Raw genomic sequence first — 25,421 nt, 5'->3', positions numbered from 1 at the left:
CTTGGTTCCAAAACACGAAGGATCATCCGTGGCTGATTTCAAGACGTCGACCGCTTTGTCACTATTGCGCAAAACCGCGCCTTTTGTGGTCTTCCGACTGGTTGTCTATATCGGAATCGCGCTCGCCTATATGCTGACCACCGGTGCCGGGGCAGGTATTGGATATGGCGTCGGTGGGTTCTGGGAACAGGATACGGCGCGTGTTTACAGCGCCTATGGGGCTGTTGCAGGTTTTGGACTGACGGCAGCTTTGCTGTATTTCCTGCGCGAATACATTCTCTATATCGTCAAGGCTGGCCATATCGCGGTGATGGTGGAATTGCTGCATGGGCGCGAGATACCTGCAGGTCAGGGTCAGATCGGCTATGCCCGCATGATGGTGACCGAACGTTTTGGCACCGCCAATGTACTGTTTGGCGTGGATCAACTGGTCAAAGGCGTGATCACGGCCGTCACCGGTTTGCTGCAGGGGCTGTTTTCCATTCTGCCGATCCCCGGTCTGGACAAGCTGATGGGGGTGGTGCGCGCCTATCTGCGCGTGGCGGTCGGCCTGCTGGACGAAGTCATGCTGGCCTATTGCTTTGCCACCCGCGCCGACAACCCGTTCGAGGGGTCCCGCACCGCGCTGGTACTTTATGCGCAGAATGCCCGTCCGATGTTGGTCAATGCCGCATGGGTGACCGCGATTGTCTGGCTGGTCAGCTTTGTGATCTTTTTGCTGATGTTGGCACCGGCGGGTGTGATGGTCTGGCTTCTGCCGGATGAAATGGGAGCGGCTGCGGTGGTGTTCGCCCTGCTTTTCGCCTGGGCGCTGAAGGCGGCACTGATCGAACCTTTCGCGCTTGCCTGTATGTTGCAGGCCTATTTCAAAGTCACTGACGGGCAGGTGCCGGACCCCACTTGGGAAAGCAAACTCCACGGGGCATCCACGAAGTTTCAGAAGATGGGTGCACGTGCGGCGTCATGGGCGATGGGCCCCGCGGCCCCGGCCCCTATTGGACAAGATGTTGGGACGCCTGCATGACCTTGGCGCCTCAATCGCGCGGTTTCAGCATCGTCCGCACGCTCGGCCGCTACACGTGCTTCCATCGCGGGATGCAGTTTGGCGAGGCCTATGAACCGCGTCCGATCGCGGCAGCGCTGCCGGGGGATGATCTTGACGTGCTCCGGGCGCAGCTTGCGCCGGTCATGGCAAGCCTCGACCGGGATCGCGCGGCGCATGCCGACCGGGCCGATCATTTCCTGCTGAAACGCGTGCTGCCGGCTGCGGCGCTGGTCGGGCTGGTGCTGGGCTGGGGTATCTCCGGCGATATCCTGCTGGGCCTCTTTCTGGCAGCGCTTTTCGCGGCCAGTGCGCTGATCCTTCTGTTCGGCAGGGCGATGGATGAACCGCGCAGGGTCACAAGACATGAGATCGTAGATGCGCTGGCGCGCCATTTGATGGGTTTTCAGGTCGATCCTTCGCCCGTCATCGGAACCGAGGAGCTGGACGAACTCAAGCTCTTTTCGCATATCCGCAAGGTCACGGTCGATCTGTGTCTGACCGGCCAGCGCGACGGGCGCATCATCGTCGTGAGCCGGATCGGGCTGATGTTCGGTCGGGAAAGACGGTACAAGGAAAAACAGGGCGGCGGACTGACCTTTGTGATGGTCGAAGTGGCTCTGCCCGAAACCGCAGAATCCGGCACCACCACGACGATCATGGCAAAGGATGCGTCGATCATCTCGAAGGTGGCGCAGAAATTGATGCACCGGGACCGTAGCCAGCCCACAGGGGATCGCGATTTCGACGAATGCTATGCCGTGTCTGGCGACATATCGCGCGTGACACCTGGCTTGCGCGCGGGCTTCGCCCGGCTTGAGGCAGAGGCGCGTTGTGGTCCAACGGGCCTGACCGAGGTACCCGCAGGCAGCGGGTTGCGCCCATGGGTGGTGATCCTGCCCGTCAAGCTGGTCGTGCTGACGCCCTTGTCCATGTTCGACGGCGCGTTCGAGCCGCCACCTTATTGGGAAAAGCTCGACCCTGACGTGCTGATCCCCGCCTTTGCATCCGATCTTGCCATCCTCAACGGCTATCTGAACGCCGCCCTGTCGTTTCCTCTTGGAGATATCACATGACCCGACTGATTCCTGCCTTTGCCGCGCTGATGCTCTCTGCCGCCCCTGTCATGGCGGACCGCGTTGCGGTGCTTGTTTTCGATGCATCCGGATCGATGTGGAACCGGGTTGAAGGCGACCTGACCCGGATCGAGGTCGCCCGCGACGTGATGGGCGATTATTTCGGCAGCCGTGACAGCGCGGTCCCTTTGTCGGTCATCGCCTATGGCCATAACCGGCGCGGCGATTGTCGTGATATCGAAGTGGTCACGCCGATGGGCCAGGGCGATGTCGGGTCACTGGAAAGCCGCCTGCGCGCGCTGATGCCGCGCGGCATGACGCCCTTGACCGACAGTCTTGCCATGGCGCGCGACCAGATCCCACCATCGGCAGAGGCAGCGGATATCATCCTTGTCACCGATGGCTTGGAAAATTGTGAAGGCGATCCCTGCGCATTGGCTGCCAGCCTTGCTGCCGAAGGTATCGACATCCGCGCCCATGTCGTCGGTTTCGGGCTGAGTGCTGTCGAGGTCGAGGCTTTGTCCTGTATCACCGACCAGACTGGCGGGATGCTGTTCCAGACCAATTCCGGCGCGGAACTGGCCAATGCTTTGCAGCAGGTCAGCGCGGTTGTGCCTGAGCCTGAAGTATTGCCTGAACCCACGCCCCCCGCAGCCGCGTTCGATATAGGTGAAAAGGCCGAGGCCGGATTTACCTATTCGATCCGTTGGACCGGCGAAGCCGGCCAGACGGATTTCCTTGGCTTTGTTCCGCAAGGCGCGGATGGCGCCAACTCGTCAGCGTCATTCGGGCCGATCAACATCGGTCAGGATCTCAATCCGCGCAATCCTGTCAGCCGGACTGCACCCGCCGAACCCGGCATGTATGACCTGATCATCCGCAGTTCGGCTGGTCTTGGCGTCATAGCGCGGCAGCCAGTCGAGGTGGTGCCCCCCGCCATGGGGTTCGACCCGATCGGGTCGGTCGAACCGGGCACGCGCGTCGACTTTACGTTTCGGGCACCCAGCCAGCTCGGCGAGCGCGTCGTCTTGGCGGAAATCGACCAACCCGTGGATGATTTCCGCCGGATCGGGTGGGACTATGCGCTGGCCAAGAACGGTCTGGTGACAATGCGCGTCCCAGCAGAACCGGGCGAATACGAGATTCGATACCTCAATGCATCAGCGAGAGAGATCATGTTCTCGCGCCGCTTTGGTGTCGGTATCCAGTTCGAGGACGCGGATTTGACAACGACCGATGACCTGGCTGCACAGGCAGCTACGGCGCGGGGTGCCCCGACGCAGGACGATATCGCCGCTGTCCCCGCCACCTTCCGCCTGCCGCCTGATGTGCCACAATCGGATGTGACATGGGACGCGGTGCCGCTGGATACCGATATGTCGCCTGAGGCCTGGGCGCCGATGGACACCGGCCCGGTCATTTCCGGTACATTCGAGCCCGGCAATTGGCGCGTCACGGCCTATGCGCCGGGTGAAGTGACGCTGTCAGCCGATGTCGCGATCTTTCCTGGGCAGGCGAATGATTTCACCGTCCAGATCAACGCCAGCGGTGAAGAAGATCATGGCGCATTGGGGCTGGAAGGCCCGTGGCGCGTGCTGGCAGTCGCCCCGCGTGACGCGCCGGCAGATGCCCCGACAGAGCCGATGACGATGGTCGATGTGACGCTGGGGATCAACGGCACCGGCACGGGCTACAGCGGCACATTTACCCCTTCGGCATTGATGACCGGTGCCCCGGGCACCGAAGCCGCCTTGGACAGCGTGACCGAGGAAGACGGCTATCTGTTCATCACCTTCGCCTTGCCCGCAGTGGCACCTGATCCTTTTGTTGTCTCGCTTGCGCCCTATGCCGATGGTTTCTCTGGCACGATGGCGGCGGGCCCGAACAGCATCCCGGTGATTTTCTGGCCCACAGCCCAGCCGCTGCCGTCATTGGCAAAGATGCAGGATCAGCTCTACGGTCCCGGGCCAGAGGATCACGGGGCTTTGCCGCAAGATGGTGAGACTGTCTTTGCCTGCGCGGAATCGGTCTGTTCCTGGACCGATCCGGCCAGCGGCGTGACCGTGCCGCTGCCGCAGGGGTGGAGCCTGACAGCACCGCAGTTCCAGGCCGCATCGGCCACGCCGACAGAAATGGATGTGCCGAGCATGTCAATTTACAGCCCGGACGGTCAGGAATTGCGCCTGAACCCGCGTCAATGGCTGGACAGCAATGGCCCTTGTTACGATACCAAAGACCTTGGCGTGCTGTGTCATTTCGCCGATGCCGATATCACGACGGCGCTGACCGCCAGCATGATCGCCCCTTTGATGGAACGCGGTCAGCCGGTCGCGAGGGCACAGGAAAGGCCGATCAGCCTGACCTTGCCCGGCGTGCCGCGTGATGCGACATATGAGTTGGAAATCATTCTGGTCGCAGGCGAGGACGCGCGCCATCAGGGTGGCCAGCGCTTCCTTGGCGCGATCTCGCTGGAGGATTATCCGCTGGGTGTCGGCAATGTCTATGACATCCGTGCCAGCTTTGGCGGCCGTGATTACCGCAACCGCAATGTCAGTGTCACACCGGGGAATATGGCGCAGATTGTGACACTCGCCCCGGTTTACCTTGCGGAGGAGGTCTCACTTGACCTGCCCGATGATCCGATCATCGCCGGAACGGGTGGCTATTTCCCGGTCATGCTGACGGCACCCGATGGGTTCCGCGGAACAATCGCCGTGCATGACGCATATGATCGCGACGGCCCGGCGCTGTTTTCGATTGATGGCGCAAGGATGCAGGACGGACAGGATCAGGTCCTGCCGGTGCCCGACCAGCCCGGTGTCTACGAAGTCCGGTTTCTCGACCTCAACAGTGAAATGTTCGGCGGCACGGAATTCGAGGCGGTTGCCGTGCAGGCTGGAGCTACCGAGATCACCGTCACCCCGACAGGCCGCACCCAGTTCGAGACGGGATGTTTCATTTCTGCCGATTTGACTGGGCCGGAAAGCGAGAATTATCGGATGATCGCGCCGGTCACAGCCACGTCCAATGACCGGGATCTGCGCAGCATTGTGGATGCCGAAGTGCCTTTGGTGTTGGAAATCCAGTCTTTTGGCAGCACCGGGCAAAGCACCGCCGACCTGATGTTGATGGCACGCTGCGACAGCATCACGCTGGATTTTGCCACGCCGCAATGCCGCTATTTCGAAGGTGATGGCAACGTGACCCGCGATTGCCCGGCCCCGGTGGTCTTTGCACCGATGCAACTGGCCGATGGCGGTGGCTTCATGGCTGACGCCATCGTGCAGGGGGCGACAGCGGCGGCGCAAAGCCCGACAGAGACCCCGACCGACCCGAGCTTTATCGAAATCACCCCGGAAGGAATGAGCACTGACCAATTGCTCGACCTTCTGCTGGCCCCCGCAAATACGGAGTAAAGCATGCGCTACTATCTGATCACCACTTGCGCCTTACTGGCCGCTTCAACTTTTGGGGCAATGGCCCAGACCGGGCAGAAAATCCAGATCGCGACCTGCACGGAAAGCGGCTGCACCTGTCAGGTCAGCAACCTGACGCTGGAAGAAGTCGCCGCCACAGTCCCGGTCGCCATTCCCGACGGGGCCGAGGACAAACTGCTGGTCCGCACGCCTGACGGCAAATTGGGGTGGAGCGCGATGGCCCCGGCTGATCTTGACTTGCTCTATGGGGGACCGGGCAATTGCCCGTTGCAATTGTTCGACGAGATCGTGCCGCAGGACGGTCTGTGGCGGATGACCGCGGGTGCCACTGACGCGTCTGCCTGCCCGCTTTTGGCGGGGATGGGTGGCCCGCCACCGATGCAGGGCGGAACACGGCAGATCAACTGGGATGGCAGCTTTCATCCGGACAAGCTGATGTCAGAGGCGGCTGGCATGGTCCGTTGGTCCAGCACCGGTGCGCGCAGCTGGCGCGGTGTGTTGGCGGACGAAGCGCTGAGCGGCAGCGAAGGCGCCAGTGCTGCCAGCGTGATCTGGACGGTCACCCTTGTCAGCCCGACGGAAGTGCAGGGCCGAAGCGTCTTTGACTACAGCATTTCATCCACGGCAGGCGATGCAGCGGTCAATGCAGTGCTGGCGGGCATGCAGTGCAAGACACAGACACCGTTTGTTGCGCGCCTGGTCCAATAAGCCGCTTGTCCGGCATCGCCCGGAATGGCCTTGGCGGGTGACAGTGATGCCGCGATCGATGCTGAGGCTCTGCGCCGGTACCGCAAATGTTCCTCCGAGCAAGCCCGCGCGCGCCGATGTTTCATACGACGCATATGCCCGCCTCTTTCTACCCCAGATCGCGGCAACCGGGCGGCGTGGTCGTTGAAACCAACCTGCCAGAGGCGACGCTGGTCGCCTTGGAAGCCGCAGGGCATATCGTCACCCGCGTGCCCGCAGGCAGTATCGGCCGGATCACAACAGCCGCGCGCGCAACCGACGGTCGGTTAACAGCGGCTGCGACAAAACGCACCGCCCATGCGCGCGCGATTGTATTGGGCGAAGATCCTATGGGAGAAATGTCGCGGGGCAAAGCCTGCCGCTAGGTCGGTGTCGCAGCGTCGTCCAGACGCAGGAAGAAGGCCGTCACTTCTTGCGGCGTCGCGCGCTCAATCGCGCCATCTGCAATCTCGGCCTGCGACCAGATCCAAGTTTGCGCAGGATCGTGCAGCATGGCCCAATCGCCGAAAACCCGCTCTGCCGCGATCTCGGCAACGTGCACTTGGACTTCAAGATGGCGATCATCGCGTTTGATCCGGGCAATCGTGTCGCGCACGTTGTCTTCGGGACCTTCGAGCCATTGCAGATAGATATCCGCCCGACAAATCAGCGCCCCGGTGATACCGTCCCGCGCATTCGCGCGGCGCGCCTGCACCAGAATGCCGTTCAGGATGCTTTCGTCAAATCCGAATGGGATCGATGTGTAGATCGCGCGAAAAACGCTCATGGTTATGGTCCTGTCTTGCCGTTGGCTACGGATGACCGTCAGGGTCATTTGTTGCAAGCATAGGCGTTTCAGGTGAAGTGACCAGTGCGGTTGTGCTGAGACCGGTATTGGCTTTCTTACACCCGCTGCGCCGCAGCACCTAGGTGCTTGACCCGAACGGGCAGGCAAGCGAATTTGAGGAATCGCACAATTGGCGGGGCAGGTGGTTTCATATGGAAGGATTGCAGATGATTGGGAATTGTATGGGTGCGACACGCCGGGGCGTGTTTGCGCTGATAGGAGGAGCGGTGGCCGCCACGCTGCCGGTTTTGGCGGGCGCGCAGGACTTTTCCACAATGGATGACAGGCTGGTCACCCCCGGCGTTCTGACCGTGGGCACCGGCGATCCGGTCTATCCGCCGTGGATGCTGAACAATGACCCTGCCGGTGGTGAAGGGTTTGAAAACGGGCTGGTCTATGCCCTTGCCGAAGAAATGGGTTTCACCCCCGATCAGGTCGTCTGGGTCGCCCAGACCTTTGATCAAACAATTGCGCCGGGGGCGAAGCCTTATGACTTTGCGATTCAGCAGATTTCGGTGACCGAAGCACGCTCGCAGGTGGTCAGCTTCAGCCAGGTTTATTTCCAGCCCGACAAGGCAGTGATTGCCTTGCCCGGAACAGCGGCAGAGACTGCCACCAGCTTTGCCGATCTGCAGGACTTGCGCTGGGGCGCAGTCATCGGCACGACGGATAATGATTATCTGGTCAATATCCTCGGGGTCGAGGATGCGGCAATTTACAATGAACAGGTTGATGTGTTTCTCGCGCTCCAGTCGGGCCAGATTGATGCAACATTGGCCGCTTTGCCGACTGCCTTGTTCATGACCGCCGTGCAGGTGCCAGAGGCGGATATCGTGGCGCTGCTGCCCGCTGATGAGAATGACAACGGGCACGGCTTGCTGTTTCAGTTCGAAAACCCGCTGGTGGAACCTGTGGATGCCGCTTTGGGCGCGCTGATCGCACGCGGTGTCATCGACGATCTGGTGGCGACCTATCTGGTCGCTGATCCAGACCTTCCGATTATCAGCGAATGACCCAACTGACCAAGGCCGCGCATCGGCGCGCGGTGCCAGATCAGGCGCGGCGGGGACCACCCCCGCCGCCGCCAAATCGGGGTTTCGACTGGCGTACGGCCATGATCCCAACGCTGATTGGCATGGTGAGCGTTGTCGTGGTGTTCGGCACAATCGCGTGGTTTGTCACCTCGGCCGAAACGTGGCCGCGGATCAAACTGCAGTTCTTCAATATTGACGCCATGATTGCAGCCTTTCCACGGGTGCTGCAGGGCTTCTGGGTCAACATGCAGGTCTGGCTGATTGTGCTGGCTTGCATCGTCATCTGGGCGTTAGTGCTGGCGGTGGTGCGGGCTTTGCGTGCGCCATGGTTTGCGCCGTTCCGGCTGATGGTGATGATCTATATCGACATTTTTCGGGGCGTGCCGGTCCTGTTGCTGGTTTTGCTGTTCGGCTTTGGCATTCCGGCGCTGAACCTGCCCGGTCTGCCCAGTTCGGGGCTGTTCTGGGGCGCGGTGGCAATGGTGCTCAGCTATGCCGCTTATGTCGCCGAAATTTACCGCTCTGGCATTGACGCGGTGCATGAAGGGCAAAGGGCGGCGGCGAAATCCCTGGGTCTGAGTGAATGGCAAACCCTGCGCTATGCGATCCTGCCGCAGGCTTTGCGCAATGTCGTGCCTGCTTTGATGAATATCGTTGTGGCGCTGCAAAAGGATGTGGCCCTGCTCTCCGTCATCGGCGTGCGCGATGCGGTGCGCGAGGCGCAGATTTATACCGCGACAACATTCAACTATTCCTCCCTGATCGTGGCGGCAGGTCTGTTCCTGCTGGCGACCGTCCCAATGGCGCGATTGGCTGATTATCTGACACGGCGTGACCGCCAACGTCGCTTGCAAATAGCAGATTAACATGACCCCAAAGATCGATATCAACAATGTCACGAAATATTTCGGTGACAAACTGGTGCTGGACCGGGTCAGCCTGCGTGTAAACCCGCATGAGGTGGTCTGTCTGATCGGCGCATCAGGGTCAGGCAAATCCACGCTTCTGCGCTGCGTCAACCGGCTGGTTGAACATGATTACGGTACGATCCGCCTGGACGGTGTGTCGGTCGATGATCCCGGCTTTGGGAAGACCGGGCTGCAACAGCGCGCGGGGATTGTGTTTCAATCCTATAACCTGTTCCCGCATATGAACGTGCTGGATAACATCACGCTTGCGCCGCGCCGCGTGCATGGACAGTTGCGGGCTGCGGCAGAGGATCGTGGCCGCGACGTTCTGGCCCGGTTTGGAATGGACGGGTTTGCCGCAGCCTATCCCGAACAATTGTCAGGTGGACAGCAACAGCGCGTGGCCATCGCGCGTGCGCTGATGACGCGTCCCGATGTGCTGTTGCTGGATGAAATCACCGCAGCGCTTGACCCCGAACTGGTGGGCGATGTGCTGGCAATCATCCGGGGCTTGAAAGACGAGGGTATGACAATGATGATCGTCACGCATGAAATGGGCTTTGCCCGCGAATGTGCGGACCGTGTTGCCTTCCTTGATGGCGGTGTGATCTTGGAGGAGGATACGCCCGATCGCCTGTTTGGCAATCCGCAAGAGGATCGCACACAGGCCTTCCTGCAACGGATCATCGCCGCGGGCCGGTTGTAGCACGCAGGATCCGTCTTTGGGTCAGGGACAATCGACCGCCTCACGCGGTGACGTGATGACACAGGCACCGGCCAAAGCATCCGCATCAGGCGAGATCGCGATCAAGCTCAACGCGTCCGGCGCGGGGAAGGCTGTGGCCAAGCGCGCCATCAGGCTCTCGGCTGTGACAGCCTGCAATTCTGTGACCAAGTCCAACGACCGCCCTGGCGGATAATCGTCAAGCGCACTTTGCAATTCAGACTGGGCTTGATCGACGACATATTCAGGCATTTCGGCAAAATATGTCTCCAATGGCTTTTTGCGTTCGTCCAGCGATCCTTGCAGACCATCGCGCAGAAAGGTCGCATAGGCCGTACGCACGGTGCTTTCCACTTGCGCCAGCTTCTCCGTCTCCACCTGTCCGGTCATGAACAGGATTCGATGCGCCCGGGTATAATTGGCAATATCTGCGCCGAAACCGTAGCTGGCGCGCAAGTCGGTCCGCACAGCATTGAACAAAACGCTTTGGTCATCATCGCCGCCAAGGGCTTGCACCAAGATCATATCTTCAATCTCGCCACCTTGGTTCGTCGGTGAAATGGGTGCAATGAATGCGAGCGTTGTCACCTCAGCATCAGGTACATGCAGCAATATCCGGCGTGGGGTGAAATCCGGTGTGGCCTCACGATGCAAGGGGCGTTGCGTTGCTGGCAACCCGAAGAGCAGCGCATCCAGCGCCGCGCCCGCTGCATCGGCGTCAATGTCACCGGCGATCACCACAGCTGTGGGGAATTGTGTAAAAATCTCCTGATGCCAAGCGGCAACATCATCGATGGTCAATCGTGCGAATGTCTCGGGATCGTCGAACGACAGCGCATTGCGCAATGGCTGATCCCCAAAAACGGCCCAGCGCATTGCGTCAAACCCGGCATTGTCGGGCCGGGCCTGCGCCTCGGCGATATTTTGGGCAATTTCATCCTTGATCCGGTCGAACCAGACTGTATCCAGATTCGGTGCACGCAGATGGGCATTGGCGATCTGGATCGTTTCGTCCATGTTTTCAGGGGTAAATGTCAACTCACCGATGATGTGATCGTTAACAGAATCGTAGATGACGCCGTCAGAATCGATATCAGCCAAACGCTCGGCCACGGCACCGGCGGGATAGCCCGTCGCACCGCCTGCGAGGATCAGATGCGTGCCGACAATGGCTGCTGCTTTGTTGGTCTCGGCACGATAAGCCCAATCGCTGCCCCATGCGATCTGGATCGACACGTACTCATGTTCGGGCAAAGTGATCAGCGTGAATGGCACCCCATTCGCGCTGGTCTGGGTGGCGGCATTCGGACCTTCATCTTTGCATGCCGTAAGGGCAAGCAAAGCGAAAAGCAGGACAACATGACGTATCATTCAAAGGTTTCCTCTGGTCCGATAAAGGCGCTGGCGCTGCGCCCTTCGGTGGCAAGTTGGCGCAAAAGCGTGTTGGATGTGGTGAGGGACAGTGCGTTCTTCAGGGGTTTTAATGCGCGCCGGCTCAACGGTTGTTGCAGGTTGGTGACGCGGTCGATGACATAATCAGCCATCCAATCGGCAGTTTCATCCTCGTCGGCCCAGTCAGGCCAGTAGTCATCAGAACGCGCCAGAACGCGGGCGTAAGTGTCGCGAGGGATACCCGCAGCGGCGATGCCGGACAGTTCGGCCTCAAAAACAGCTTGCAAGGTAGTCAGGGTGACATCTGAATCTGGCGCTGCACGAAAGCTGATCTCGATACTGTCCTCGTCAATAGGCCAGATCTGAAGCTCGAAGCTACGGACAATGGCGGCATCATATTGCAAAGGACCGGCCAGGCCGCCCGGAAGGTTGCTGTTCAGAATGTCGGCCAGCAAGACAAGTTCCGCCTCCAGCAGATCGAACGGCACCGAATCGGGTAAATCCACTACCCGCCGCCACAGCAATCGCGGGGCCGCGTCAGGCATAGGATAGCGCAACTGCTTCTGTGCGATTTCCGCCAGATCAAATGGCTGCGGTGTCAGTGCGGATCGGTCCGATGGCGGGCGTGGCCAGCCCGCTGCGCGCAATGCGCGACTGACCTGCCGTTCTGTGACAGCGCCGGTCACCACCAGCAGCGCGTTTTCAGGCTGATGCGTTTGCGCCTGAAAGTCACGGGCGGCAGCATCATCGAGCGTATTGATCTGAGCGGGCGTGCCGATCACCGAAGCCGCGATAGCGTTACTCGCATAAAGAAACGCATCCAGCGCCTCTGCCGCCTGCGCATCAATGTTGCCGACAATGCGATACTCATATTCACGCAGGATGATGCTACGCTCTTCTGCAGCAAAGGACGATTGCAGATCAATTGGGTCGAAGATGCCGGACAGGGTACCCAGCAGATCGGCCAAATCCTTGCTGTCGCCGGTCAACTCATAGCCGATCGCCTGCGGATTGGTCCAGGCATTGGTATGCCGGTCTGCGGCGCGGGCTGTTCGGCCGATGGTGTTTAACCAGACCAGATGTTCGGTGTAATGGGCCAGCGGGCCGTTCCCTGTTGGATAAGGGATCACCACTGTCACCTCAACAACAGGGCTGTCAGCGATCTGCACGACATAAACGTTGGTCGCGCTTGGGGGCAGAGTTGCAAAGATCGCAGCACCAGTCAGCAACAGACTGAAAATAATACCCAAAATGATAAGGCGACGTGTGGTTATCCGCCAAGCCGCAATCTTATCGCACAAAAACATCCACGTTAACCCATCTCACAGCCTGCTGCGACGTTATCAGAACGGATGGTTATTATTCAGAACATGCCACTACTGAAGACGCGCAATACAACCTTTGCGCGAATTTTCTGTGCCGTCAATGTCGTAAAGCTGTCGATTGCGACGTAAGCAGCAATTGCCGCGCCAGATGTCTTTTGACATGGCGCGGCATCGTCGCGCTTGGGTTACCAGCGATATCCGATTGTGACGGAGCCACCTAAATCCTGCGCATTCTGGGAATATTCCATGTTCACCCCGCCTTCGACAAAAAGACCGGTCGCCGCTGTGGAGCCAACACTTGCCGACAGCAACAGGGAATCGCTATCCCTTGTCGCGCCACTGGCTGGAAAGTTGAGTGCAGGTGTTGTGACCAACGACCCCAAAGCCGGGTCATCATTGCGGAACTCATGGGCCCAGGCCGCCCGCAATCCCAGCGTTGTCGCCCGACCGCTGATATCCTCACGCGCCCACTGCATATCAACACCCAGTTCACTGCGCAGTGAATGCGTCGTATGTGCGGCATAACTCAGCGCGTAAGTATCAACGCCCGTCGTGGCCGTTTCGGCATAGGCATCGGTCCTGAATGACTGCGCGCGCAGACCGACGAAGGGCGTGAAAATCCCCATGTGATAGCCTGCTTCGACATGCGCGGCGAAATGATTGGCTTCGGTTTCGCCACGCAACTGGTCGAAGCCCGCGATGGTGACATTGCGGTCCGTGGTCAGATCATGCCGCCCATAAGCGACAGCGCCTTCTACATATCCAGACACGGTCGATGATCGCGCGCGCAAAGCTGCAAAAATCGCGTCACTCGTGCCTGTTCCCGCATCGTTATCGAGCGCAAAATCAGCGGTGTTCCAAGAGAGCGCGACACCGAGATCCAGATTGGTCTGCAGTGCGTAGTTCATGCCCACGGCGATACCGCGCGTGTCCGAGGTTCGCTCCCGCACGCCAAGACCGCTGTCACCGTCAATGATGTTGCGCGAACCATAGGCTGCGGCCCAGACATTCCATGGGGTGGTTTGCTCGGCCAGCATGGCGCTGAACGCCATGGGTTGTGGTGTAACCGATGTATCTGCAGCGTTGAATTTACCGGGCAGATATGGCGCGTTGATCTTGTCAGGCACCATGCCTGCGGGCACGCCTTCATCGCGTGGTGCGATCGTCTGCACGCTGGGGCGTTGGCCACGCCCCATGACCACGTCAAGAAACCCGCCCATCGATTGCAGCCCCATCGGGGCAAGCCCGGTCGATACCTCGCCCGATAATTGCGACAGGCTGATTGCCAGTTCCTCGGGTGTTTGCGTCGCTGCGATGATCGCCAGACCGATTGGCAGGACGCCTCCAGTTCCGATGAATTCGGACAGGGCAACGGCGACCGCTTGCTGGCTTGGTGGCAGAGTCGGGTTTGCGGCAACCTCGGCCAGATCAGGAACGGTCAGGGTGCAGATCTGGATCGTATTCTCGATCAACGTGACCGATCCGTTGCGGGCCAATGCGGCGCCGCAGGCGACTTGTGCGTCCGCATTCATCGAAATACTGGTCAGCGCAACGATTTGCCCTTGCAGCTTTGCATCGTCACCCAAGGTGGCGGAACTTCCGACACGGTAGAAGACATTGCCGCCCCGCGCGCCATTGATCAACTGCACCTCTGATCCGCTTTCCGCGATCAATGTGGACCCGATATTGAGGATAAAAACAGCATCCTCATTGCCGCCTGCATCCAGCGTCAGCACCCCGTTTGATGCAAGATTAGCACTGCTGTCAAAGTTATAAACGCCCGGCGACAAAACCATCCCGGCAAGGTTCTGTCCGGACAGATTGCCACCGGCAGAGGTCGGACGTCCGGTCAGAAATGTGTAAAGCGTCACCAGATCATTCTGGATCCGCACCGCGACCGCATCCGCCAGAAAAACGGCACCATCCTGCGTCACGGTGCCTGACCCGGTATAGGAAATGCCCGGACTGATAGCGATGTTTCCTGTGATGGTTGTCGCACCGGTGTTGGTTACCGACTGACCAGAAACGATAGCAAAGCTTTGAAGATCCTGAGCCATCAAGACTGACGACGTGGTGACGGCCAACGACAATGCTGTCATCGCCGAAAACGCGACTGATCCGGAAAGGCGGGCACCTGAACTCAAACGAAAACCACCATGTTTTATGAGTGTTGTCATGAAATTAGATCTCCCTGTGAAAGCGCGCGGCACACCACAGCGTGGGTGGTCGTGCCCATGTCACTGGCTGTTCCGCGCAATGTTAACGATTGGGTTGGACGAAGCAGATACGACAGGAACGGATCAAGACGTCGAATTACGGAATGACGGCAGGAGTAAATCTAGAAAAACAAAGCAAAATAGAAGTTCTTCAGAGCTTTAGCTGATATATTTGCAGGTCCACTCACGCATGGATTTTGCTGAAAAAGCAAGGTGAATTTGGTGTGGAGTCCCATTCTCCGCTGTTTGAGCAATTGCGCGAGTGAGCCCCGATGCGTCACGGACGAAAGCGGGTCGGAAAAATCTGTCAACTTGTCGTCGCTGACACGATTGGTGGCGTTCGTCGGCGGGACCATTGTCGCAGGCGCGTGGTCACCGCATCGAACCGAACGGCGGCTTGGGTAAAGTTTTCAGGAGCGATTTTGTGCCTAATATCGAAACAATAGAGGTGATTACTAAAGGTCAAAAACGGGTAAACTCAGTGATTTATAAAAGATTTCTGCCGACGGCGGATCAGGCAGAAGCCCTGCAACTGCGGTTTTACGCAGAAGACAACGGGCCGAGCATCGCCGGTGCCAGGCTAGGTGGCGTGTTGCGCGGATTGGGCCACCAGCGTTCACAGCACACAGATTGTTTTCGTATCGGGAATGTAGCCAATACTCGAAAACGTCTCAGGCTTGGGGCCTGCGATACTCTTACTGCCACTGTCTTGTCGTCAGACAGGAACACTATGGGCGGTGATTGACGCAGGATCAAGTTTAACAAAAGAGCAGGGGGTTTGTGTTTATTTTCAATGAACATGCTGGGGTCGATAAGGTCCCGAAAATCTGTGGCGTGGCACCCATCGCGTAGAATTGACAGGTCGAACGCTGTCTGTTCGTTGCGCTTTGCCAGTTGCCCGGATAGCGATGTGGATATGGGAATGCTGCGCTATATCTTGGTCTATGGTCTTGTTCTGGTCATGTTGCCTTGGGGCGCATGGGCAAATGCTTTGGCTTCTATCGCCGACGTACAGGAATCGGATAACCGCGATATCGCCAGCTTTGCGGCAGGTGCATCACCGGTTCTGATCGACGCCAGCGCTGAGACTGACAAGATCACCATCAAATCGAAACGCTGTCGGATCGCGGTTCTGGCCGGGATATCCTGTGTCTCAGACCTTGTCTGGCAGCGGGTCGCAATCATGGATGGCGATGGTTTGATCGAAAAGGTCGCCTACTTCGGTGAAGTCATGCTGCCGCAGGGGATTGCAGCAACCGGTTATACAGAGCCGCCGCGCTTGAGCTGATCATCGCCGCCGCGCGATGCGCGGCATCCAACGATTATCAGCACTAAGGACCAACCCCATGATTACCCGACGCCACCTCCTATCCGGAGGCGCTGTTGCTATGCTTTCAGCTTGCGCAGTCCATCCGCAAAACAGCCCTATCGCCGAAGATGACCTTATCATGCCGGAGCCACCGGTGATGCCATTCTTGCCCGCGCATTACGGTGCCATCACGGATGAGCCATTTCCGATACCGGCCGTGCCGGAAAACGTCGTAGATCCACGGCTATGGCGGCAAGAGGTCGATAACCCTTTTCCCAATGACGCCGAGGGCAGCATCGTTGTCGACCCGAATGCGGGCTATCTGCATCTGATCGGTAAAGATGGCCGCGCGATGCGCTATGGCGCAGGCACCGGGGCCGATGCGTTTACATGGCATGGCACGGCGCGTCTGCAATTCTGCCGCGAATGGCCACGCTGGCGGGTGCCGGAGGAGATGATCGCGCGCCAACCAGAGCTTGAGCCATATTCAGTGGCCAATGGTGGGATGGATCCCGGACCGGGCAATCCTTTGGGTGCACGGGCGCTCTATCTGTTCCAGAATGGTGAAGACACGCTCTACCGCATCCACGGTGCTTGCGAGCCGGAATATCTGGGCAAGGCTGCGTCTTCGGGCTGTATCCGCTTGTTGGATCACGACGTGATCGACCTGCACCGGCGCGTGCGGCATGGCGTCGACGTGCGGGTCCTGCCGTCACTGGCGCCTGAGCGTTTCGCCGCAATTTACTGATCGATATTTTCGTTCGGCACACACGCCCGTGGAGGCCTTTGGCCGCAACAGGGGTAATGTTCTGCAAAGAATGGTTCAGGCAGCGGTACTGCCTGAACCGATGCTCATTCAGGCAACCAGATCGAAACGATCTGCGTTCATCACCTTGGTCCATGCGGCGACGAAGTCCCGCAGGAATTTGGCGTGGTTGTCGTCTTGCGCATAGACTTCAGCATAGGCGCGCAGGATCGAATTGGACCCGAACACCAGATCAGCACTGGTCGCAGTCCATTTCACCGCACCTGTCTTTCGCTCGCGCAGTTCAAACGTGCCGCCTGCGACGGGGTGCCAGCTATAGGCCATGTCGGTCAGGTTGACAAAGAAGTCATTCGTCAACTGCCCTTCACGATCCGTGAATACGCCATGTTTGGACCCACCGTGATTGGTGCCCAGCATCCGCAGACCACCCACCAGCACAGTCATTTCCGGGCCGGTCAGACCCAGCAATTGCGCGCGGTCCAGCATCATGGTCTCGGGGCTGGATTGCACCGCATCCATGTGCCAGTTGCGGAACCCATCCGACGAAGGCTCCAGCGAAGCAAAGCTTTCGCCATCGGTCTGCTCATCGCTGGCATCACCACGACCGGGCGCGAAAGGCACGGCCATATCGTGACCGGCGGCCTTGATCGCCTGTTCCACACCGACGTTACCCGCAAGCACGATGACGTCGGCAAGCGATGCGCCATGTTGTGTGGCAATCGGCTCCAACGCCGCCAGAACCCTGGCTAGACGGGCAGGCTCATTGCCTTCCCAATCCTTCATCGGGGCCAGACGGATACGCGCGCCATTCGCGCCGCCGCGTTTGTCCGACCCACGGAAGGTCCGGGCAGAGTCCCAAGCTGTCGCGATCATTTCGGCCGTCGTAATACCGCTGGCAGCGATGGCGGATTTGACCGCATCCACGTCATAGCCCGTATTGCCAGCCGGTACCGGATCTTGCCAGATCAGATCTTCGGACGGGACATCGGGGCCGTAGTAGTTGACCTTTGGCCCCATGTCGCGGTGGGTCAGTTTGAACCATGCGCGTGCAAATGTTTCCGACATATAGGCCGGGTCTTTGTGGAACCGCTCACAAATCTCGCGGTAGATCGGGTCAACCTTCATCGCCATATCGGCGTCGGTCATGATCGGGTTGTGCCGGATGCTTGGGTCGGACGCATCGGGAACCTTATCCTCTTCGCGGATATTGATCGGCTCCCACTGGAAGGCACCGGCGCGGGATTTGGTGATTTCCCATTCATAGCCGAACAACAGGTCCAGATAACCATTGTCCCATTGCGTCGGGTTGGATGTCCAAGCGCCTTCCAGACCAGAGGTATGGGCGGTATTCGCCTTGCCGTTGAACGCAGGATTATCCCAGCCAAAGCCAGCCTCGGCCATTGTCGCGCCTTCGGGGGTCGCGCCGATATCGGCGGCGATCCCGTGGCATTTGCCGACAGTATGACCACCCACAGTCAGCGCTGCGGTTTCTTCATCGTTCATCGCCATGCGCAGGAAGGTCATGCGCACATATTTCGCAGTCAGCGCCGGGTCGGGGTTCCCGTTCACACCTTCGGGGTTCACGTAGATCAGACCCATGTGGGATGCGGCCAGCGGGTCATACATGGTGTTGGGTTCATTGATATCTGCCACACGCTCGTTTGTCGGTGCCAGAAGGACGGAATCGCTGCCCCAGTTAATGTCTTCTTCGGGTGCCCAGATATCTTCGCGGCCAAAGCCGAAACCAAAGGTTTTCAGACCCATGGACTGGTAAGCCACCGTGCCCGACAAGATAATCAGGTCAGCCCATGACAGGGCGTTGCCGTATTTCTTCTTGATCGGCCAAAGCAGGCGGCGCGCCTTATCAAGGCTTGCGTTGTCAGGCCAGGAATTCAGCGGCGCGAAACGGATGTTGCCGGTGCCAGCACCACCGCGCCCGTCGCCAAGGCGGTAGGAGCCTGCCGCATGCCATGCCAGACGGATGAACAGACCACCGTAGTGGCCCCAATCGGCTGGCCACCAATCCTGGCTGTCCGTCATCAGCGCATGCAGATCAGCCTTCACGCCTTCATAATCGAGCGATTTCACTGCTTCGCGAAAGTTGAAATCAGCGTCCATCGGATTGTTGCGCGCGCCATGCTGATGCAGGATGCTGAGGTTCAGGCCATTGGGCCACCACTTTGTTGCTGTGCCGTCTTTTACTTCGGCATTGCTGCCGTGCATCACGGGGCAACCGCCACTGCGGTTCACGTTGTTTCCGTCCATCATCGTCTTCTCCTTGTTTCGGATCAGGCTGCCATGCGGTCATGTCAGTTTGATTACAGGGATTGCCATACCCCAGTCCTATCATAAATTCCAATTGAATAAATTATTGATTTCGATAAGCTAAGATTATGATAAATGTGACCCTCAAACAGCTGCGATATTTCGCGGCTCTGGCCAAGCACCAGCATTTTGGCCGGGCGGCGGATGCCTGTGCGATCTCGCAACCGGCCTTATCCTTGCAGGTCAAGGAACTGGAAAATATGTTCGGCACGCCCTTGGTGGAACGCGGATCGCGCAAGCTGCATCTGACCGCGACGGGCGAAGAACTGCTGCGCCAAGGCCGCAAGATTTTGGCGGAGGTCGAGGGATTGGGTGATCTTGTCCGCGCCTCCGATGCGTCATTGTCCGGCGCGCTGCGGCTGGGGATCATCCCAACGATTGCGCCCTATCTGCTGCCCGATATCGTCGCCGGGTTGGCGCGAGATTATCCCGGTGTCACGCTTGAACTGCGCGAATCTGTCACCAATGCGCTGATACAGGATTTGCTGGAAGCGCGGCTTGATCTGGCTATCGTGGCGCTGCCGATCTCGGAACCCAACCTGCGCGAATTACCCTTGTTCGAGGAGGATTTCGTGCTGGTCCGCCCGCTGTCCGAAGCCGATAAAAAGGTCCCAAGCCCGAAATCCCTTCAATCCATGCGGCTCTTGCTGCTGGAAGAAGGCCATTGTTTCCGCGATCAGGCCCTGTCGTTCTGCGACATCACGCAAGTGCAGGCGCGTCAGGTGATGGAGGGCAGTTCGCTGTCGACACTGGTGCAGATGGTGGGCGCGGGGCTGGGGGTGACGCTGATCCCCGAAATTGCAATGAACTTGGAACAAAGGGCAGGGGGGATTTGTGTCGCGCGCTTCGCTGACCCCGCGCCAAAGCGCAGCATCGGGCTGGTTTGGCGCAATACCAACCCGCTCTCTAACCAACTGGCTCAACTTGGCGAAATCATCCGCCAAGCCGGTCTGCAAAAACGCGACGCGGCCCGCGCCACTTGACTTAGCGGAACAGGTTCTGTTCGATCCCGGCGGCAGCGAATAGCCCGTCGCGGCTGGCTTCCAGCTTGCCCCGCAAAGCGTCAATGTCATGGCCCAGCAACTCGCCCTGCCATTTACGCATTTGTCCGGCGCAGATCACGGTGGAGACGTTGGACCGTTCCATCAGCGTCACCACCGCCCCCGCCACATGGTTCAGCGGTGCAACGTTCAGCGCATGGGCATCGAGCAGGATGATATCGGCCTCTTTGCCCGGCGTCAGCGACCCGGTCTTGTGGTCCAGCCGCAGCCCCTTGGCCCCGTTCAGCGTGGCAAAGCGGATTGCGTCCATTGCACTCAGGAGTTGCGGATATTCCTCGCCCAGCAATGCCCTTTCATTGCAGAACATCCGCTGCGACGTGATCAGGCTGCGCATCTGCGTGAACATATCCGCCGTCATCGTGCATTCGACATCCGTCGACAGCGATGCGGTCATCCCCATATCCAGCACTTTCTGCGTCGGCGGCGTGCCGTGGCGCATCTGCATTTCGATCGGCACCGACAGCGACACATGCGCGCCTGCATCCGCCGCATGTTGCCAAGCGAGATCGGACATGCCGGTCATATGAATGAATATATTGTCCGGCCCGAACTGCCCCGCCGTCGCCAAAGCATCAAAGGTCGGGACCATCCCGAAGGTGCCGACGACATGCAGGGCAATCGGTAATCCAAGCTCCCGGCCAATCCGCCAGCTTTCCTCATAACCGGGCAGATAAATCTCTCCGCCCATAACCATGCTCAGCAGGCTGTCATCGCTGTTGAAATGTTCCTTGCGCAGCCGCGCGGCGTCATTGGGATATTGCGCCTTTTCGCCCCAGCCTTCGAAATAGCCGAACACGGCACGACGGCCCGTGTCATGTAACGCTTTGACCACCGCATCGGAGTGTTCTGGGCTATGGTGGATCTGGCTGACATCCATCACCGTGGTCACACCTGCATCCAGCTGCGACAAGCCGCCGAAGAGTTCGCTGATATAGACATCCTCGGGGCTGTAGAGCATCGAGAATTTCTGCAGGATCATCTCATAATAATTGAACTCACCCCCCGGACGGCCATCGTTCATCAGCACCGCATCGGCAAGAAAAGCGCGCAAAGCGGTTTCAAACTGGTGGTGATGGGTGTCGATGAAACCGGGCATCACGACATGGCCGGTCGCATCTATGACAGCGGCATCGCCCGCGTCGAGATCCGCGCCGACCTGCAGTATCTTGGACCCTTCGATCAGGACATCACCTTTGGTGAAATTGCCGACCGCTTCATCCATCGACAGCACATAGCCGCCTTTGATCAGCGTTTTGCGCCCCGGTGCGCCGACCCCTTGAGGCATCGGCTGGTGTTTGCGGTTTGGCCGGGGTGACGGGCTGCCCTCACTCGCGGGCATATGCACGGCATTTGTCTTGCAGAGTTTGCACATGGGGTCTCCTCCCTTTCCATGTTTCGCTTTACGAAAAATTATTCGCGGTCTGTTCAAGATAAATTCAGTCAGCCCCGGCAAATCGCCCTAGGCTGACAAAGTCGATTCAAGCACCGGGTTGCGGGCGATATTCTGGCTGAGCCTTGACGCCGCTGCACGCAGTTCCTGCAAGCGCTCCGCAACCAAGATGTCCGGCGTGACCTGCCCGCTATAGCCTGATGAATTCAGCGCCGCGACCGTCTGCCCCTGCGCGCCACGGATCGGCACGGCCAGCGCCGTGACGCCGTAATCCAATTCATCCACCGTGGTCGCAAAACCCTGTTCGCGGACGCGGTAGACCAGTCGGCGCAATTCATCGCGGTTGGTCACCGTGCGGCTGGTCAGGGCGACGGGCTGCACTTCGGCAAAATAGGCGTCCAGCCTTGCGTCGGGCAAACCCGCCAGCAACACCCGGCCCAAAGACGTTGCATGCGCGGGGTAACGCGCACCCACCACAGCAGAGGCGCGGCGCGCCCGTTGTTGCGAATAATGCGCGACATAGAGCACGTCATGGCCTTGCAGGCTGGCGACTGAACTGGCGTCACCGAACAATTCCACCAAGGCGCGCAATTCAGTCTGGAACGCCTGATCAATGCCAGCGGCGAAATAAAAGGCCGAGCCAAGCCCCATCACCTTGGGCGTCAGGTGGAACCTTTTGCCGACCTGCCCGACATAGCCCAGCGTGACCAAAGTGATCAGGCTGCGCCGCGCCGTGGCGGGGGTCAGATCAGCGCGGCGTGCGACCTCGCTGAGCGTCATTTCATTATGCGAGACGTCGAAACTTTCCAGAATTCGCATCCCATTGGCCAGGGCTTCGACAAATTCTGATGGTCTGTCTGTCACCGCAACCTCTTGTAAAGCCAGCGGGATCATTCCGGTGACAGGACGAAATCGAATTCAAACATGGCATCGGGCGTGCGTTCCAGCGGCAGACCCAGATCCTGCCCCTTTTTCACAGGTTTCAGGGATGTGATCAAGGATTTGCGCACACCGAAAACCGCGTCATTATCGACATATTCGGTGTTTTCAAAGAAAACCTCTGTCGTTATATCGCGGTAGCCCTGCGCGCGCAGGATGTAATGCAGATGCGCTGCACGCCATGGGTGCCGTTTGCCCGCGCGCATCAGATCACCCACGGGGCCATCGAATGGCACGGTATAGGGTTTGGGCAGCACTGTGGTATAGAAATACTCACCCTTTTCATTGGTGGTGAATTTGCCGCGCAGATCGTGTTTGTCTTGCCCGCGTTCCTGTTCCTGAATGGGGTAGGTGCCAGACCCATCGGCCTGCCAGGTATCCACGATGGCACCGGCTAGCGGTTTGCCCAGAATATCGCGCACAACACCTTTGGCCAGAATGATCACACCGTCGCGGTCGGTCGCCAGATCGGCACCCAGTTCCTTGACCGGCGCATCATCCAGATAGAACGGCCCGAGGTTTGACCCTTCGGTGCCGCCCCCACGGGTGTTGATCATATCGACCAGCGCCGAAAACCCCAGCACGTCAGAGGCGAGAATGAATTCGTGCCGTTCCGGTGTGGAAATCTTGCCGCAATCATACATGAAATTCAGTACGCCCATCCATTCGGCGTGTGTCAGGTTCGTCTCGCGGGTGAAGTCATGCAGGTGGTCGATGAATGATTCCAGCAGGAATTTGAACCGCGTGCCTTCCTCGGTCTTGAACGACTCTTTCACCGCCTCGGTCAGGGTGAATTGATTAAGCTTATCCATAGCGTCCTCCCAAAGACATAAAACATCCCGCAACAGCGGGGTTGACGGAAGATTATTTCATGTCGTATCTTACGGCAAGAGAAAATTTATGCGCCTATCGAAAAAAGGGAAGAGCCATGCGAATTGGGAAGACCGATCAAGCCTTTACCGCGATCTGCACCTCGGATGCCGATTCTATCACCGTGCGTGGCCATGACCTGTGCAATGATCTGATCGGCAAGATTGATTTTACCGAGTATTTCTGGCTGCTGGTTCTGGGCGAAAAGCCCGCGCCGAAACAGCGCGCGATGCTGGATGCCTGCCTTGTCGCCATCGCCGAACATGGGCTGGTGCCCAGCGTGCAGGCCGCGCGGATGACTTTGGCCGCCGCACCCGAAGCCTGGCAAGGCGCGATGTCTGCCGGTCTGCTCGGCATGGGCACGGTCGTCGCCGGATCAACGGAAGTCGCCGGGCGTTTTCTGGAAGAGATTCGCATCGCCGCTGACAAGGACGGCAAAGGCGATGAGGCTGCGGTGATCGAAGCGCTGGAAGCCCTGAAAGCCCGCCGCGACAAGGTGCCGGGGTTAGGTCATCCGCAGCATTCCGAAGGCGACCCACGTGCGTTGCGTCTGATGCAATTGTGCGACCAACATGAGGTGTCTGGCCGCTATGTCGGCATTCTGCGCTTGCTCGGCGAACATGCGCCCCGGATCATCAACCGCCCGCTGCCGGTCAATGTCTCCGGCGCGATCCCTGCGGTGATCCTTGACGCTGGCTGGCCAGTCGATGCGCTGAAAGCCGTGCCTTTGGTCGCCCGCGCCGGTGGTCTGGCCGCGCATCTGCTGGAAGAATCGCGCCGGTCTATCGGATTCATTCTGTCCCATAACGCCGATCTTGCCATTTCCTATGATGGCAAAGACGCGCAGAAAGGCTGATCCCATGGTCAAGATTTTGAAAAACATCCGCGTCGTCGAAATGGGCACCTATATCACCGGCCCTGCCGCCGCGATGCACCTGGCCGACCTCGGCGCTGACGTGATCAAGGTCGAACGCCCCGGCACCGGTGATCCGTTCCGCGCATTCAAAGGCGGACTCTACAGCCCGCATTACCAGACCTATAACCGCAACAAACGCTCCATCGCGCTGGATACCCGTGACGCTGATGATCTGGCGGTGTTTCAGGACCTGATTGCGACCGCAGACGTGTTCATCCAGAACTTCCGCCCCGGCGTTGCCGAAAAGATTGGCGCGGGCGAGGCTGATCTGCGCAAGGTCCGGCCCGATCTGATCTATTGCGCGATTTCGGGTTTCGGCACCTCCGGCCCCGCGCGGGATCGCCCTGCCTATGATACCGTCGCGCAGGCGGCATCGGGTTTCCTGCGGCTGGTCACACCACCGACCAATCCACGCGTGATCGGGCCTGCACTGGCTGATGCGATGACCGGCCAATATGCGGCGATGGGGATCATGGCGGCACTGATCGAACGCGGCAGCACCGGTATCGGTCGTCGGCTTGATATTTCGATGCTGGAGGCGATGTGCCATTTCAACCTCGACAGCTTCACCCATTATTACAGCGTGGGTGAGGTGATGGGGCCGCTGTCGCGCCCGGTCGTGTCGCAAAGCTATACGTTTGAATGCAGCGACGGAAAATGGATCGCGTTCCACATGTCATCGCCCACCAAATTCTGGGAAGGGATGCTGCGCGCGACAGGACAGGAACAATTGCTGGATGATCCCCGCTTTGCCGAACGGCTGGAACGGATCAAGCATCAGGATGATCTGATCGATATCCTTGCGCCTGTCTTCAAGACCCGCACACGCGACGCATGGTGCGCAAGGTTCGAGGCGGAAGAGGTTCCCTATTCCCCAGCCTATGATGCGGACGAGGCATTGGAGGACCCGCAGGCGCAACATTTGCAGATCGCGGTATCCGCCGATCATGCAGAGATGGGCAAATTCACCACTGTCCGCGCGCCTTACAATTTCGACGGTACACCTGAACTGGGCGTCATGGCACCGCCCACGCTGGATGAACATGGTGCCGCGATCCGCGACGAACTGGCCAAACGCAAGGCTGGCTGACAAACCGGCCTGCCGGGAGGGCAGGCCA

At 59.1% G+C, this 25,421-nt stretch carries 22 protein-coding genes; 14 read left to right on the top strand and 8 right to left on the bottom strand.

Annotation, left to right across the window (positions count from 1 at the left end):
* Nucleotides 1-28: 28 nt before the first annotated feature.
* The 5 genes from VOY09_RS12570 (at nucleotide 29) to VOY09_RS12550 (ending at nucleotide 6,667) form a co-directional block, all read left to right on the top strand.
* Entirely contained in the window at nucleotides 29-1,024 is a 996-nt protein-coding gene (locus VOY09_RS12570; RefSeq protein WP_322894255.1) for a hypothetical protein, read from the top strand.
* Nucleotides 1,021-2,118, top strand: coding sequence for a hypothetical protein (locus tag VOY09_RS12565; protein WP_322894256.1), 1,098 nt, complete (start codon nucleotides 1,021-1,023; stop codon nucleotides 2,116-2,118). The genes VOY09_RS12570 and VOY09_RS12565 overlap by 4 nt, the downstream gene beginning before the upstream one ends.
* Complete coding sequence (locus VOY09_RS12560) at nucleotides 2,115-5,534, top strand: hypothetical protein (protein WP_322894257.1); 3,420 nt, start codon at nucleotides 2,115-2,117, stop codon at nucleotides 5,532-5,534. The genes VOY09_RS12565 and VOY09_RS12560 overlap by 4 nt, the downstream gene beginning before the upstream one ends.
* A gap of 3 nt (nucleotides 5,535-5,537) precedes the next feature.
* A complete protein-coding gene (locus VOY09_RS12555; protein ID WP_322894258.1) occupies nucleotides 5,538-6,263 on the top strand; it encodes a hypothetical protein in 726 nt (241 codons plus the stop codon).
* A gap of 86 nt (nucleotides 6,264-6,349) precedes the next feature.
* Entirely contained in the window at nucleotides 6,350-6,667 is a 318-nt protein-coding gene (locus tag VOY09_RS12550) for a hypothetical protein (RefSeq protein WP_322894259.1), read from the top strand.
* On the opposite strand, the gene VOY09_RS12545 is transcribed toward VOY09_RS12550, so the two are convergent.
* The gene (locus VOY09_RS12545; protein ID WP_322894260.1) at nucleotides 6,664-7,068 is read right to left on the bottom strand and encodes a BLUF domain-containing protein; all 405 of its coding nucleotides are present in this window, start codon (nucleotides 7,066-7,068) and stop codon (nucleotides 6,664-6,666) included. The genes VOY09_RS12550 and VOY09_RS12545 overlap by 4 nt on opposite strands.
* A 227-nt stretch (nucleotides 7,069-7,295) precedes the next feature.
* Between VOY09_RS12545 and VOY09_RS12540 the strand changes: the two genes are divergently transcribed.
* From VOY09_RS12540 to VOY09_RS12530, 3 genes are all read left to right on the top strand, one after another.
* Nucleotides 7,296-8,141 carry a transporter substrate-binding domain-containing protein gene (locus VOY09_RS12540; protein ID WP_322894261.1) on the top strand — a complete coding sequence of 282 codons (846 nt, stop codon included), beginning with the start codon at nucleotides 7,296-7,298 and terminating at the stop codon, nucleotides 8,139-8,141.
* Nucleotides 8,142-8,242: 101 nt separating this feature from the next.
* Complete coding sequence (locus tag VOY09_RS12535) at nucleotides 8,243-9,028, top strand: amino acid ABC transporter permease (protein ID WP_322894262.1); 786 nt, start codon at nucleotides 8,243-8,245, stop codon at nucleotides 9,026-9,028.
* Between the two features lies 1 nt (nucleotide 9,029).
* On the top strand, nucleotides 9,030-9,776 hold the full coding sequence (locus VOY09_RS12530) for an amino acid ABC transporter ATP-binding protein (RefSeq protein ID WP_322894263.1): 747 nt from the start codon (nucleotides 9,030-9,032) through the stop codon (nucleotides 9,774-9,776).
* Between the two features lie 21 nt (nucleotides 9,777-9,797).
* Here the strand turns inward: VOY09_RS12530 and VOY09_RS12525 are convergent, their stop codons facing one another.
* From VOY09_RS12525 to VOY09_RS12515, 3 genes are all read right to left on the bottom strand, one after another.
* Nucleotides 9,798-11,165: a M16 family metallopeptidase gene (locus VOY09_RS12525; protein ID WP_322894264.1), complete on the bottom strand. Its 1,368-nt coding sequence runs from the start codon at nucleotides 11,163-11,165 to the stop codon at nucleotides 9,798-9,800.
* Entirely contained in the window at nucleotides 11,162-12,436 is a 1,275-nt protein-coding gene (locus VOY09_RS12520) for a hypothetical protein (protein ID WP_322894265.1), read from the bottom strand. The genes VOY09_RS12525 and VOY09_RS12520 overlap by 4 nt, the downstream gene beginning before the upstream one ends.
* A 260-nt stretch (nucleotides 12,437-12,696) precedes the next feature.
* Complete coding sequence (locus VOY09_RS12515) at nucleotides 12,697-14,568, bottom strand: ice-binding family protein (protein WP_322894266.1); 1,872 nt, start codon at nucleotides 14,566-14,568, stop codon at nucleotides 12,697-12,699.
* Nucleotides 14,569-15,151: 583 nt separating this feature from the next.
* Between VOY09_RS12515 and VOY09_RS12510 the strand changes: the two genes are divergently transcribed.
* The 3 genes from VOY09_RS12510 to VOY09_RS12500 all read left to right on the top strand — a co-directional run bounded on the left by VOY09_RS12510 (nucleotide 15,152) and on the right by VOY09_RS12500 (nucleotide 16,784).
* Nucleotides 15,152-15,472, top strand: a complete 321-nt coding sequence (locus VOY09_RS12510) for a hypothetical protein (RefSeq protein WP_323811282.1) — start codon at nucleotides 15,152-15,154, stop codon at nucleotides 15,470-15,472.
* 177 nt (nucleotides 15,473-15,649) lie between these two features.
* Nucleotides 15,650-16,015 carry a hypothetical protein gene (locus VOY09_RS12505; protein ID WP_322894268.1) on the top strand — a complete coding sequence of 122 codons (366 nt, stop codon included), beginning with the start codon at nucleotides 15,650-15,652 and terminating at the stop codon, nucleotides 16,013-16,015.
* A gap of 160 nt (nucleotides 16,016-16,175) precedes the next feature.
* Nucleotides 16,176-16,784: a L,D-transpeptidase gene (locus VOY09_RS12500; protein ID WP_322894269.1), complete on the top strand. Its 609-nt coding sequence runs from the start codon at nucleotides 16,176-16,178 to the stop codon at nucleotides 16,782-16,784.
* Nucleotides 16,785-16,892: 108 nt separating this feature from the next.
* Here VOY09_RS12500 and katG read toward each other — a convergent pair whose 3' ends face one another.
* Nucleotides 16,893-19,067, bottom strand: coding sequence for a catalase/peroxidase HPI (katG, locus tag VOY09_RS12495; RefSeq protein WP_322894351.1), 2,175 nt, complete (start codon nucleotides 19,065-19,067; stop codon nucleotides 16,893-16,895).
* A 128-nt stretch (nucleotides 19,068-19,195) separates the two neighbouring features.
* Between katG and VOY09_RS12490 the strand changes: the two genes are divergently transcribed.
* On the top strand, nucleotides 19,196-20,110 hold the full coding sequence (locus VOY09_RS12490; protein WP_322894270.1) for a hydrogen peroxide-inducible genes activator: 915 nt from the start codon (nucleotides 19,196-19,198) through the stop codon (nucleotides 20,108-20,110).
* Between the two features lies 1 nt (nucleotide 20,111).
* On the opposite strand, the gene VOY09_RS12485 is transcribed toward VOY09_RS12490, so the two are convergent.
* From VOY09_RS12485 to VOY09_RS12475, 3 genes are all read right to left on the bottom strand, one after another.
* A complete protein-coding gene (locus tag VOY09_RS12485; RefSeq protein ID WP_322894271.1) occupies nucleotides 20,112-21,560 on the bottom strand; it encodes an amidohydrolase family protein in 1,449 nt (482 codons plus the stop codon).
* An 87-nt stretch (nucleotides 21,561-21,647) separates the two neighbouring features.
* The gene (locus tag VOY09_RS12480; RefSeq protein WP_322894272.1) at nucleotides 21,648-22,442 is read right to left on the bottom strand and encodes an IclR family transcriptional regulator domain-containing protein; all 795 of its coding nucleotides are present in this window, start codon (nucleotides 22,440-22,442) and stop codon (nucleotides 21,648-21,650) included.
* Between the two features lie 26 nt (nucleotides 22,443-22,468).
* On the bottom strand, nucleotides 22,469-23,329 hold the full coding sequence (locus VOY09_RS12475; RefSeq protein WP_322894273.1) for a dioxygenase: 861 nt from the start codon (nucleotides 23,327-23,329) through the stop codon (nucleotides 22,469-22,471).
* A 116-nt stretch (nucleotides 23,330-23,445) separates the two neighbouring features.
* Between VOY09_RS12475 and VOY09_RS12470 the strand changes: the two genes are divergently transcribed.
* Together VOY09_RS12470 and VOY09_RS12465 are read left to right on the top strand one after the other, a co-directional pair.
* On the top strand, nucleotides 23,446-24,243 hold the full coding sequence (locus VOY09_RS12470; RefSeq protein ID WP_322894274.1) for a citryl-CoA lyase: 798 nt from the start codon (nucleotides 23,446-23,448) through the stop codon (nucleotides 24,241-24,243).
* A gap of 4 nt (nucleotides 24,244-24,247) precedes the next feature.
* Entirely contained in the window at nucleotides 24,248-25,393 is a 1,146-nt protein-coding gene (locus VOY09_RS12465) for a CoA transferase (protein WP_322894275.1), read from the top strand.
* The last annotated feature ends 28 nt before the right edge of the window (nucleotides 25,394-25,421 follow it).

Origin of the sequence: Yoonia sp. 67-2, assembly GCF_035117555.1 — a bacterium.
Classification (GTDB): Bacteria; Pseudomonadota; Alphaproteobacteria; order Rhodobacterales; family Rhodobacteraceae; genus Yoonia.
This window is presented reverse-complemented; position numbering and strand designations above follow the sequence as displayed.